This window comes from Micromonospora sp. NPDC005215 (assembly GCF_040607915.1).
GTDB lineage: Bacteria > Actinomycetota > Actinomycetes > Mycobacteriales > Micromonosporaceae > Micromonospora.
Genome location: NZ_JBEXHQ010000023.1, coordinates 100,434 through 112,091, shown reverse-complemented (window position 1 = coordinate 112,091; position 11,658 = coordinate 100,434). Strand labels below are relative to the sequence as shown.

At 71.9% G+C, this 11,658-nt stretch carries 9 protein-coding genes and 1 pseudogene; 4 read left to right on the top strand and 6 right to left on the bottom strand.

Annotated elements, in window-relative coordinates; genetic code table 11:
- Positions 1–92 precede the first annotated feature (92 nt).
- The 3 genes from ABZU25_RS18735 to ABZU25_RS18725 all read left to right on the top strand — a co-directional run bounded on the left by ABZU25_RS18735 (position 93) and on the right by ABZU25_RS18725 (position 4,167).
- Entirely contained in the window at positions 93–290 is a 198-nt protein-coding gene (locus ABZU25_RS18735) for a hypothetical protein (RefSeq protein WP_355030605.1), read from the top strand.
- A gap of 87 nt (positions 291–377) precedes the next feature.
- The gene (locus tag ABZU25_RS18730; RefSeq protein ID WP_355030604.1) at positions 378–2,474 is read left to right on the top strand and encodes an amino acid transporter; all 2,097 of its coding nucleotides are present in this window, start codon (positions 378–380) and stop codon (positions 2,472–2,474) included.
- A gap of 172 nt (positions 2,475–2,646) precedes the next feature.
- Positions 2,647–4,167, top strand: coding sequence for a hypothetical protein (locus tag ABZU25_RS18725; protein WP_355030603.1), 1,521 nt, complete (start codon positions 2,647–2,649; stop codon positions 4,165–4,167).
- Positions 4,168–4,292: 125 nt separating this feature from the next.
- On the opposite strand, the gene ABZU25_RS18720 is transcribed toward ABZU25_RS18725, so the two are convergent.
- Together ABZU25_RS18720 and ABZU25_RS18715 are read right to left on the bottom strand one after the other, a co-directional pair.
- Positions 4,293–5,252 carry a TIGR03557 family F420-dependent LLM class oxidoreductase gene (locus tag ABZU25_RS18720; RefSeq protein WP_355030602.1) on the bottom strand — a complete coding sequence of 320 codons (960 nt, stop codon included), beginning with the start codon at positions 5,250–5,252 and terminating at the stop codon, positions 4,293–4,295.
- Between the two features lie 226 nt (positions 5,253–5,478).
- The gene (locus tag ABZU25_RS18715) at positions 5,479–5,685 is read right to left on the bottom strand and encodes a hypothetical protein (RefSeq protein ID WP_110566517.1); all 207 of its coding nucleotides are present in this window, start codon (positions 5,683–5,685) and stop codon (positions 5,479–5,481) included.
- A 254-nt stretch (positions 5,686–5,939) separates the two neighbouring features.
- Between ABZU25_RS18715 and ABZU25_RS18710 the strand changes: the two genes are divergently transcribed.
- Positions 5,940–6,767, top strand: a complete 828-nt coding sequence (locus tag ABZU25_RS18710; RefSeq protein WP_355030601.1) for a hypothetical protein — start codon at positions 5,940–5,942, stop codon at positions 6,765–6,767.
- Positions 6,768–6,879: 112 nt separating this feature from the next.
- Here the strand turns inward: ABZU25_RS18710 and ABZU25_RS18705 are convergent, their stop codons facing one another.
- The 4 genes and pseudogenes from ABZU25_RS18705 to ABZU25_RS18690 form a co-directional block, all read right to left on the bottom strand.
- Positions 6,880–8,088 carry a low temperature requirement protein A gene (locus ABZU25_RS18705; protein ID WP_355030600.1) on the bottom strand — a complete coding sequence of 403 codons (1,209 nt, stop codon included), beginning with the start codon at positions 8,086–8,088 and terminating at the stop codon, positions 6,880–6,882.
- A gap of 282 nt (positions 8,089–8,370) precedes the next feature.
- On the bottom strand, positions 8,371–9,456 hold the full coding sequence (locus ABZU25_RS18700) for a hypothetical protein (RefSeq protein ID WP_355030599.1): 1,086 nt from the start codon (positions 9,454–9,456) through the stop codon (positions 8,371–8,373).
- 254 nt (positions 9,457–9,710) lie between these two features.
- Complete coding sequence (locus ABZU25_RS18695; RefSeq protein ID WP_355030598.1) at positions 9,711–11,060, bottom strand: NAD(P)/FAD-dependent oxidoreductase; 1,350 nt, start codon at positions 11,058–11,060, stop codon at positions 9,711–9,713.
- 214 nt (positions 11,061–11,274) lie between these two features.
- Positions 11,275–11,589: pseudogene (locus ABZU25_RS18690) on the bottom strand (TcmI family type II polyketide cyclase); the annotation flags it as partial.
- Between the last annotated feature and the right edge of the window lie 69 nt (positions 11,590–11,658).

Sequence of the window (11,658 nt, the reverse complement as noted above, 5' to 3'; positions counted from 1 at the left end):
GACGGCGGGACGCTGACCGCGGTGCTGCCCGCGTACCTGGGGAACACCTCGCGCCTGCTGCTGGCGGCGGTGCTGACCGTGTCGATGGGCGGGTGATCGGGCCACACGTGTCGCTGGCCGACGCGGGCGCGAGTTTCGGCAGCAGCACGGCCGGCGGGATCTGTCTGCGCTTCGGCACGGCGGTGCCGGCTGTGGTGCCGGGCGGGTGGCCACGACACCCGGCGGCCACTGTGACAATCGCCGACCCGCCCGCGCTGGCCCGTCTGCTCGCCGTGCCGGACCTGCCCTGAGCTGGCCATCCACCTGCCCGGTTCGGCCGGTCGGGTCCCGCGCCACCGCCTACCGTCGGATCAGGACCTGTGAGGGTGGGACTGGCGATGGGTGACGAGCACCGGGCGAAACCACGACGTTGGAGCGGACGCCGCCACGCGCCGACGGGGCCGGACCCGGCCCTGCGGGCGGCCCGGGACCCGTCCCGCCCGCACCGGGGCGGCCGGCCGGGTGTCGTGGTGCCCGAACGCGTGGCGACGGCGGCGCGGTCGGCGCCGCCGGCCAGTCCCCTGCGCCGGTGGCTCTTCCAGCACCAGGTGCAGCCGCCCGGCCCGGAGGCGGGCGAGGGACAGAACCGCCGGCACGCCTGGTGGCAGGTGATGTGCCTGACCGGCGTCGACTACTTCTCCACGCTGTCGTACCTGCCGGGTATCGCGGCGGTGGCCGCCGGTGCGCTGTCCCCGCTGGCGACCCTGCTGATCGTCGTGCTCACCCTGTTCGGCATGTTGCCGATGTACCGGCGGGTGGCGAAGGAGAGCCCGCACGGGCAGGGGTCGGTGGCGATGCTGGAGCGCCTGCTGCCGTTCTGGCGGGGCAAGATCTTCGTACTCGTGCTGCTCGGTTTCGTGGCCACCTCCTGGATCATCACGATCACCCTCTCCTCGGCGGACGCCACAGTGCACCTGCTGGAGAACCCGTACCTGCCCGACGCGCTGCACGGCCCCGCCGTCCCGGTCGTGGTCACCGTGGTGCTGCTGCTCATCCTCGGCGGGGTGTTCCTGCTCGGCTTCCGCGAGGCGGTGGTGGTGGCCATCCCGCTGGTCGCCGTGTTCCTCGCGCTCAACGCGGTGATCGTCGTGGTAGCGGTGGCCCAGATCGTCGACGATCCGGGCATCGTGTCGGACTGGACCGCCGCGCTGACCACGAGCGGCGGCGGGCCGGGGCACGTGCTGCTCACGGCCGTGCTGGCGTTCCCGCTGCTGGTGCTCGGGTTGTCCGGTTTCGAGACCGGGGTGAGCATGATGCCTCTGGTCCGGGCCGACGGGGCGGACAAGCAGGCCCGGCTCGACGCCCGGATCCGCAACACGCGCCGGCTGCTCACCACCGCCGCGCTGATCATGTCGGTGTACCTCATCTCGACGACCTTCGTGACCACGGCGCTCATCCCGGCGGAGGAGTTCCGGCCCGGCGGGGCCGCCAACGGGCGGGCCCTGGCGTTCCTGGCGCACGCCCACCTGGGCGAGGCATTCGGCACCGTCTACGACGTGAGCAGCGTGCTCATCCTCTGGTTCGCCGGGGCCTCGGCGATGGCCGGGTTGATCAACATCGTGCCGCGCTACCTGCCCTCGTACGGCATGGCACCGGAGTGGGCGCGGGCGGTGCGTCCGGTGGTGATCGTCTACACGGTCGTCAGCGTCGCCATCACGATCGCCTTCCGGGCCGACGTCAACGCTCAGGCCGGCGCGTACGCGACAGGCATCCTGGCGATGATGGTCTCCGGGGCGGTGGCGGTGACGATCTCCGCGGCCCGCCACCGCCAGCGCGGCGGCGCCGTCGGTTTCACAGTGCTGACCCTGGTGCTGCTGTACGCGTTGCTGGAGAACGTCATCGAGCAGCCGGACGGGATCACCATCTCCGCGCTGTTCATCCTCGGCATCATCGTGGTCTCGCTGGTCTCCCGGGTCACCCGCACCACCGAGCTGCGCGCCGAGCGGATCGAGTTCGACGAGCCGGCCCGTCGGTTCGTCACCGAGTCGCTGGCCCACGACGGGCAGCTGCACCTGATCGCGAACAAGCGGCAGAGCGGGTCGGTGAAGGAGTACACGGTCAAGGAGCGGGCGCAGCGGGGAATGAATCCGGTGCCCGGGGCGGCGGACGTGCTGTTCCTGGAGATCGACGTGGTGGACCCGTCGGAGTTCAGTCAGGTGCTGCGGGTGCACGGGGTCGAGGTGGGTGGCTTCCGGGTGTTGCGGGCCAGCAGCCCGGCCGCGCCCAACGCGATCGCCGCGATCCTGTTGGCCCTGCGGGACGCCACCGGGGTGCGGCCACACGCGCACTTCGAGTGGTCGGAGGGGAGCCCGATCGCGCACCTGGCGCGCTATCTCATCCTCGGTCGGGGCGACACCCCGCCGGTGGTGCGGGAGATCATCCGGCGGACCGAGCGGGACCCGCTGCGTCGTCCCGGCATCCACGTCGGCGGCTGATCGGCTGCCCGTTTGCCGGGTTGAAAGATGAATAGGGGCACTATTCACGTTCACGCCTTCCTGTCCGTATTGCGGACCTATCGTGACGTTTGGTGGTCGACGCCACGTCGAGCCCCCCGCGCCCGGATCGGCGCGCGGTCACGTCTTGCAGGCAGGAAGGCAGGCACCTTTGATGTCCACGTACCACGGAGGAGACCGCGAGATCCGGCCGAGACGCCGGTCCCGATGGTTCTTGGCCAGCGGCTTGCTGGCGGGAAGCCTGGTCGTGGGAGCGGCCGGCGTGGCCGGTGTGGCCGCGGCGGCCGACCGTGACCTCTCCCTCCCCGGTCTGGGCCGGCTGAGCGCGGCGGCCGGATCCGACGACGACCGCCGTGCTGCCGGCGACCAGGGCGGGGCGGAGCGCGACCAGGGCGAGGCGGAGCCGGGCCGCGCGCCCAGCCCGGGCACCGGCAAGCGGGGCGTGGTGTCGGTGCCCTGCGACGCCGCGAAGCTGGTGGCGGCGCTGGTGACGGCCAACGCCGAGGGCGGAGCGGAACTGCGACTCGCGCCCAAGTGCCGATACACCCTCACCGAGGCGTTCCACGAGACCGACCAGTACGACGGGGGCATCCGCGACGCGCGGGAGGCGGCCGACGCCGCGGAGACCCCGGGTGACGCCGATGCGCCGCCGCACGACCCGGCCGACGACACGGCTGGCCTGCCGGTGATCTACCAAGCCATCACGATCGACGGCGCCGGCGCCACCATTGCCCGGGACGCCCAGGCCGCGCCGTTCCGGTTCTTCACCGTCCGCGACGGTGGCGAGTTGACACTGCGCAACATGGAGCTGCACAACGGCCGCTCGGCCATCGAGGGCGGCAGCGTGCACGTGGTGCACGGGGCGACCGCCGTGGTGGAACGGGTCACCGTCTCCCAGAGCACCTCGCTGTCCCCGGAGGGCGGCGGCGGTGGGATCTTCAACGACGGCAACATGGTGGTCAGCGACTCCACCTTCGTCGGCAACAGCGCCTCCGGCGCCGCGGGCAAGGGCGGGGGCCTGCTCAACGGCGGTGTGCTGACGCTCAGGCGCTCGGAGTTCCACAGCAACAGCGCCAACGGCTACGGTGGCGGGCTCGGCAACTATCGCGGCGCGGCCGACGTGGAGAGCGTCTCGTTCACCCAGAACAGCGCTGGCCAGGGCGGCGGGCTGGCCAGCTTCTCGGCCCGGACGAAGGTCTCCGACACCGAGTTGCTGAACAACACCGCCCAGGTCGGCGGCGGCGCCGCGAACTCCGACGCGGTGCTGGTGATGCGCAGGATGACCATCCGGGGCAACACGTCCACCGTCAACGGTGGCGGCATCTCCACAGTGAAGGGCCTGACGCCGCTCGACGACAGCGTGGTCGACGGCAACACCACCCACGGCGTCGGCGCCGGCATCTACGCCGAGAAGGCGAACTTGCAGGTCCGTGGCAGCGACGTGACCCGCAACGAGGCGGTCGGCGCCGCGTCCAGCGGCGGTGGCATCTACGCGTCCGCGGGCTCGGTGGCGATCTACACCAGCAAGGTCACCCACAACGCGTCGACGGTGAAGCCCGGTGGAATCTTCGCCGCGCACGCCCAGATCAAGATCGACGACGAGAGCGTGGTCGTCGAGAACGAGCCGACCAACTGCGAGGGCAGCGCGGTACCGGTCGCGCACTGCTTCCGCTGAGCAGACCCGCGCACCCATCGGGAGCGCGCAGCCGGCCGCCCGGACGATCACCGCGATCGTTCGGGCGGCCGTCGTCCGTGCCGCCTGACGTCGCGGTCCTCCGGGCGATCGCCGCGCTGGCGGCGTCAGGACATGGCGCGCAGCCGGGCGGAGAGGGTGCCGGCGAAGAAGTCCAGGAAGCCGTCCGGGTCGGGGCCGGCGTTCTGCAGGACGATGTGGTCGAAGCCGGCCTCGACGTACGACCGGACCTTGGCCACGTGCGGCTCCGGGTCGGGGCCGATGGCGAAGAGTTGGCGGATGTGCTTCTCCTCCACGTGCGCGCTGGCCGCGTCGAAGTTGACCGGGTTCGGCAGTTCGCTCATCACCTTCCAGCCGGTGACCATCCACCGGCTGGTCCGCAGCACCGCCTGTACCGCCTGTTGCTCGTCACTGGCCCACGCCAGCGGAACCTCGGCGTAGCGCGGGCCGGAGCCGCGGGCCCGCCGGTAGTGCTCGATGATCGAGGCGTCCGGCTCGGTGGCGAACAATCCGTCGCCCAGTTCTGCGGCGAGCCGGGCCGACGCCTCGCCACTGGCCGCCACCGCGATCACCGGCGGGGTGTCCGGCAGGTCGAAGACCCGGGCGTCCTCCAGGTGCAGGTGCCGGCCCTCGTAGGACTGGTAGCCGCCCTGCCAGAGCAGTCGGATGATCTCCAGTGCCTCGCGTAGGCGCTCGTGCCGGCCTCCGACGCTGGGGAAGCCCTGACCGACCACGTGCTCGTTGAGTCGTTCGCCGGCCCCCACCCCGAGGGTGAACCGCCCGTCGGAGACCAGCGCCATGGTCGCCGCGGCCTGCGCGATGATCGCCGGGTGGTAGCGGACGGTCGGACAGGTGACGCCGGTGGCCAGGCGCAGGGTGCTGGTCTTGGCGGCGATGGCGCCGAGCACGCTCCAGGTGAACGACGAGTGGCCCTGCGCGTCCAGCCAGGGGTGGAAGTGGTCGCTCATCTCGACGAAGTCGAAACCAGCCTGCTCGGCCAGGACGGCCTGCCGGATGATCTCCTGGGGCCCGTATCCCTCCGCGGCCAGCTTGTAGCCGATCTGCATGCCACGCTCCCGGGTTCGTCCGCCGACTGACGCGGGTCGGTTCCCGACCTCCGCGCCGACAAACACCGACGAAACCCGCAGACCAGCCTCCTAGGACGCCCTACGGAGTGTGATCACCGAGAATGACGCGCGAGAGGCCGGTCACGTCTCCGACAGCTGAGCCACCCCTGTGCGTACATCGGCCCGCGCCCCGGGGTCAGGGGGCGCGGGCCGATGTAGGTCTGTCCTACTTGGAGGGCTCGGGCAGCTTGCAGTCGACCTTGGGGTTGGCGCCGATGTAGTTCAACGGACCGGCCACGATGGTGACCAGGATGGTGCCGGCTTCGGCGCAGTTGGTGTCGTCGCCGCTGTAGTAGCCACGTTGGCCGGCGGCGATCGCGCCGATCAACAGCCAGATCACGACGATGACTCCGAGTATCGAGGTGCCGCGCATCGCTGCCTCCTGAGGAAATGTGGTGGATCTGAGGTGCAGTCGTTGTACCCAATTGGGTCGCGCGGCTAACGGGCACCGGGGCGCGGGGCCGCGCTGAATCCTCCGTCCGGCCGGTGCCGTTCACCGTTGCGTACCGCCCGGGATCGGCCGCTCGCACGGGGTGACGCGGGTCGGCTATCGGATCGGCGACCGACCCGGCCGTCGTACCGTTCGGCGGACGTAGAACTGCCTCACGGCCCCGCCGAGGAGGACTCATGGTCGCCCCCACACCGCCCCTGTACATCGACAGTCCCGAGGACGTCGCGGTCGCGGCCCGCGCGCTGGCTCGCGGCGCGGTCGTCGCGGCGGCGTTCGCCAACTTCTACGTCATCGTCACGCGTCCCGACGCGGCCACCGTCCGCCGGGTCAACCTGGCCAAGGGTCGCCCAGCCCAGCAGGTCGGCAGCATCACCACCGCGATCGGCCGGATCCCGGGGATGTTCGACTGGACGCGGATCTCGCCGCGGCTGCCGGTCGGTCGGGTGCGGGCACTGATGGATGCCCTCTACGGCGCCGGGCCGTTCGGCTTCCGGGGGCCGGCGGCGGAGCGGCTCCCCGAGCACCTCACCCAGGTCGATCAGGGACTGCGCACCACCCAGGTGATCGCACCCGGCCTGACCTGCCCGTCCAACGCCTTCTTCGAGCGGGCGCTCGCCGAGACCGGATCGGACCACCTCTACATCACCTCGGCGAACCGGTCCCGGCATCTCACCGGCGCGGTTGAGGAGCCGGCGCACTGGAAGGCCGGCGCCCTCGCCGCCGACTTCGCCCACCTCGACGACCTGGTGGTGCTCGCCCACCGGGACGAGTCGGCGGCCCGCGCCGCGTACCCGGGCTACCTCACCACCTCCGTCACTCTGCTCTCCTTCCATGCGCCGGAGGGCGAGCTGGAGGAGCCGCCGGTGCTCACCGTGGACCGGCACGGATCGCTGCACCTAGATGACGTCCGCCGCGCCGCCGCGCCGCTCGGGCTTCAGGTACGCCTGGGTGGCACCGGCGTGCGGCGACTGCGGGTCCGCGCGTACGCCGGGGCGCTGGTGTGAGTGGTTACCGCGTCGGCCTGGTGGTGCCCAGTTCGAACACCACGATTCCGTTGACCGCGACCGTCGCCGCCTACCTCGCTCGCCGGGTCGACCTCACTTTGAGCGGGCCGGTTCAGTGCGGTGGGGATGGGGCCTCCGGTGGTTTGCCGAAGCTACGCCGGAAGTCCGCGTAGGCCACGCCGATCAACACCAGGAGGGCGCCGAGAGAGGCGAACACCGGCGGCAGGTACAGCACGGCGGGCGCGATGGTCAGCAGCGCCAGCACACCGCCGGGGCGGGACCAGGACACCCGGCTGAACACCTCGTACTCGAAGGAGGCCCGGCCGACCAGGAAGAGTGCCGGGCCGCCGAGGATCACCGCCGCCCAGGCCGGCGGCGTCCGGCCGGTCGGCTCTTGCAGCACGAGGTCGAACCCGGTCGCCGTGGTCACCACCCCGGCGACCATCAGCAGATGGGTGTACGGCGCGGTGAACAGGAACTTGCTCGGTGATCCTGACCCCTTGATGGCCGCCGGCAGCAGTTGGCCGGACTTGTGCACGTAGATCCGCCAGAGCAGCAGGGTGGTCAGGAACACCACAGCGAACACCCCGATGTTCTGCGCCTCGCTGTGCGCCGTGCTGAACATGGTGCCGATGGTCAGGATGGCGTCGCCGAGGGCGATGATGAAGAACTGCTGGTAGCGCTCGGAGAGATGCTCCGCTGTGACGTTGCGCTGGGGCTCCGGCACCACCCCGAGCCCCGGCACCGGGTACGCGAGCCGGAAACCGGCGTAGTCGACGGCGAGCGCGATGGTCCAGCACGCGAGGCGGGCATCCCTGCTGACGAACGCGCCGATGATCCACGGGATCGCGGACACCGCGAACCAGACGAAGATGCGCGCCGCGCGGCGCTGGGTCTGCGGTTCGCGGCGGACGGCCGGCATCAGGAACAGTCCGCGCCCCAGGTGGATCGCCACGTAGGTGCCGGCGAAGACGAGCCCACGATCGCCGAACGCCTCCGGGATCGCCGTGGTCATCAGCAGCGCGCCGAACATCACGGCGCTGATCAGCAGCTTGATCTCGGAGCGTTCCGGGTTGTACAGGTCGGTGACCAGGGTGGTGATCACCCACGTCCACCAGACGGCGGCCAGCATGATCAGGGCCTGCCCGGCCCGGTGCCAGTCGAGCTGGTTGACCATGCCCCGGGAGATGAGTGCCAGGGCGACCACGTACACCAGGTCGAAGAAGAGTTCGAGGAGGGTCACCCTGCGCGGGGCCTCCGGGTCACGCACCGGGGGACGGCGGGCCCGTGGGGACCCGGGCTCCGGCGCGGCGAAGGGCACGGGCTACTCCTGCGGAACCGGTCGGTTCGACGGACCCGTTCGGCCCACCTGAACGGACGGTAACGATCGGTCGACAGTGGGGCCGTGGATTCGCCGGGTCTTCCCCCGACCGGGGCACGATCGACTCGGGTTCCGGGAAGCCGGGGTGTCCGGGAAGGCCGGATGCCCCGGCTTCCTGGACACCGAGTCGACCATGGCGCGCCTCGTCGGTTGTTCCGGTCGCGGCCGAACCCTCGACCTACCGCCACGTCGGACGGTCGGCCGAGGGCTCGACCTCCGGGGTCAGGCCCGGTTGCCGTTCGGCAGCACGGCGGCCATCTCGTCGCCCGCACCGGCGAGCACGCGGGCCTGCTGTGGCCAGGTGGCCAGCCCGGGTGCGGCGCGCAGGCCGGCGGCCCGGATCAGATCGCGCAGCGCCGCCTCGTCCAAGGCGCCGAGCTGGCCGTACGTCCGCACGCCGGCTTCCTGCAAGGCTGCCGCCAGCTTCGGCCCGACTCCCTGGATGCGGCGGAAGTCGTCCGCCGGACCCGCCGGGTTGGCCTCGGTGTCGCTGGCGCTGTCGACGGCCGTACCGGCCGGCGACGTCACGGTGTCGCTCGGCCGGACCGGAGGCGTGGCAACCGCGGGCCGCACCGAGTCCAACTCCGCGTCCACCGACTCCGCGTCCACCGACTCCGCGTCCACCGACTCCGCGTCCACCGACTCCGCGTCCACCGACTCCGCGTCGACGGTCACCGGTGCCTCCGCCGGCACCGCGTCGGCCACCGTGGCCTTGGTCGCCGCGTCGTCGGCCGGGGTGGCCGCGATCGGCTCGTCGGCCGGGGTGGTGTCGACCGGTGCGATGTCGGCGGACGGAAGGTCGTCCGCGGGCTGGCGGGGGGCGACCACGGCTGCCGGGGCGGGCTGCTCGTCGACCGCGACCGGCTCGGGGGTGGACTCCACAGCGGGCTCGGACGGCAGGTCAGCCGGGTCGGGCTGCTCGACGTCCGGTACGGGCGGCGGGGCCTCGGTCAGCGCCATGTCACCCGGGTCGACAGTGCTCGGGGCCTCCACCGGGGCCTCCACCGGCGTGGACGTGGAGTCGGCCCCGTCCGGTCCGGTTACGGCGGCGGGCGCGCTGACCGTGTCCACCGGCACCGGTTCGTCGGCGACCGCGGTCGGAGCGGGGTCGACGGTGGCCGCAGGCCGGGCCTCGTCGGTGGTGGCCGACGGCGTCGGCGTGGCGACCACGGCCAGGCCGGCTACGGGATCTCCGTCCACTATGGAATTGCCCGGTACGCCCCGCCGGCCGCGCAGCAGCCACCCGGCGGCCAGGCCCAGCAACAGTGCCAGTACCACTATCAGCGAGTGTCCGATAGACCACGCCACGGCGAACCTCCCTCTCAGCTCGTTGGAAAAGTCACGAGAAAAACTCGCCGCAGCTTCGCACACGCGTATTGCCGACGACAGAGAGGATCGGCCGCAAGTGTCCCGGTCGGGACGGTCGCCTCAGGCGGTGCCCGCCGGGTCACGCAGCGTCGCACCGAACAGCACGAAATCCGGGGACACGACGAGACCCGGGCACGACGAGACCCGGGCCCGGCGGGGGACGCCGGGCCCGGGTCGACGGGCCGATGCCGAACTCAGTCCTGGTCGCCCTCGTAGGTGTGGAAGTCGTCGACGAACCGGCGACGCAGCCGTGGCACCCGGCTTGTCACTCCGAAGTAGCCGCGCGCACCGAGGAGCGCGAGTCGACCCACCACCGGCCGGTACATCCGGTCGTCGCCGCTGGTGCCGCTGCGGTTCAGCGATTCGGCGACCCGCGCGAAGCCGTACGGCACCATCGCGGCCTCGTAGTCGGCAACCGCCTGCACCAGCGTCTTGTCGCCGGTGACGGCGCGGCCGAGCTGGTCGCAGAGCAGGCGGGCGTCCCGCAGCGCGGTGTTCGCGCCCACCCCGCGGCCGGGGGTCATGGTGTGGATGGCGTCGCCGAGCATGGTGACGGTGCTGCTCTTCCAGGGCGGCGTCGGCTCGGACGTGGACACCCTGATCGGTAGGGCACTGGCCGGGTCCGCGCGGGTCAGCAGCTCCCGCAGGTTCGGATGCCAGTTGGCGGTGAGGTCCAGGGCGACGCTCACCAGGTCCTCGCCGCGACGGTTCAGGACGTCGGCGGGGAAGCGGCGCCCCGTGCTCCAGATAATCAGGTTGATGTTGTCGGTGGTGGTGTCGTGGGACAGGCCGGGCCAGTTTCGCAGCAGCGCGGCGTCGGCGTCGCTGACGCCGGGTTTGACCGCCCGCCGGGCGTCCCACTTGAACTCCATGACGTGCAGGACGCCCATCATCCCGCCGACGCCGAAGATCAGCGAGATGCCCTGACGGACCCGCTCCGGGACGAGGCCGCGAGTGTGCGGGGTGAGCGGGATCCGGGTGGCGATGTTGATCGTGCCGGCGTCGCGGGTGACGGCATGCGGCAGGTACTGCCGGCGCACCGCCGAGTGCGTGCCGTCCGCTCCGACCAGCAGGTTGCCGGTGGCGCTGGTGCCGTCGGCGAAGTACGCGGTGACAGTGCCGTCGTCGCGCTGCTCGTAGCGGGTGAAGGTCCTGTCGAAGTGCACCACGTCGTCCAGGCCGGTCAGCAGCACCTGGCGCAGCACCATCCGGGCCACCGAATGTTCGGTGCGGACCGGGTCGGCGCTCGGTCGCAGTGCGAACGACGCGGTCTGGCGGAGCCCCTGCGTGACCACATTGAAGTAGTGCGGCGGCCGCGCGCAGGTGGCCAGGAAGGTGGCGAACAACTCCGGGGGCAGGCACTGCCGCAGGGCCCGGCTACCGGTGGGGCCGATGCCGACCCGGTAGCCGAGCAGCCCTTCGGCGCGGTCGCGGTGCCGCTCGTAGACGGCGACGCTGATCCCGGCACGGCGCAGGCCGTGCGCCAGGCACAACCCGCCCGTGCCGGCGCCGATGATCAGGACGTGCGGTGGCCCGGCGGGCATGTCAGCCCGCCGGGTGTGCCGCGGGCGCGTCGGTGCTGGCCGGGCGCGCCTTGGGCGCGTCGAAGCTGGCCGGGTGTGCCGCGGGCGCGTCGGAGTTGGCTGGGTGTGCCGCGGGTGCGTCGGAGTTGGCTGGGCGCGCCGCGGGCGCGTCGGAGTTGGCTGGGCGCGCTACGGGCGCGTCGGTGCTGGCCGGGCGCGCCGCGGGCGCGTCGGTGGCGTCCCACCGGTAGAAGCAGCCGGCGATCGCGTCCCGGGGGGAGCGCCAGGTCGGCAGGTACGGCGACGTGTGCGCGGAGAGCCGCTCGTTTACCTGTTGGAAGAGCGGGTGGTTGCGGGCCGCCGCGAGCGCGTCCGGATCGACGTCCGAGGTCTCCAGCAGGTGTACGCACAGGTCGTGGAGGCAGTACAGCGATCGGTGCGTGACGCCGGTCAGACCGGGCAGGTCGGTGGCGTCGGACTCGGCGAAGATCTGCGCGACCCGCCCCTCCGCGCCCGGGATGATCCGGCTGACGATCAGTAGACGACTCATGGGACCCCTTCCGCCGGTGGCTTTCCGATCCGCGGATCGGCGCCACGTGCTCTGTGCGCCTACCGTGCC

Bases quoted from the DNA above. Each gene is read 5' to 3' on its own strand.
- ABZU25_RS18720 (WP_355030602.1), bottom strand. From the start codon at position 5,252: ATGCAGATCGGCTACAAGCTGGCCGCGGAGGGATACGGGCCCCAGGAG.
- ABZU25_RS18725 (WP_355030603.1), top strand. From the start codon at position 2,647: ATGTCCACGTACCACGGAGGAGACCGCGAGATCCGGCCGAGACGCCGG.
- ABZU25_RS18730 (WP_355030604.1), top strand. From the start codon at position 378: ATGGGTGACGAGCACCGGGCGAAACCACGACGTTGGAGCGGACGCCGC.
- ABZU25_RS18695 (WP_355030598.1), bottom strand. From the start codon at position 11,060: ATGCCCGCCGGGCCACCGCACGTCCTGATCATCGGCGCCGGCACGGGC.
- ABZU25_RS18710 (WP_355030601.1), top strand. From the start codon at position 5,940: ATGGTCGCCCCCACACCGCCCCTGTACATCGACAGTCCCGAGGACGTC.
- ABZU25_RS18715 (WP_110566517.1), bottom strand. From the start codon at position 5,685: ATGCGCGGCACCTCGATACTCGGAGTCATCGTCGTGATCTGGCTGTTG.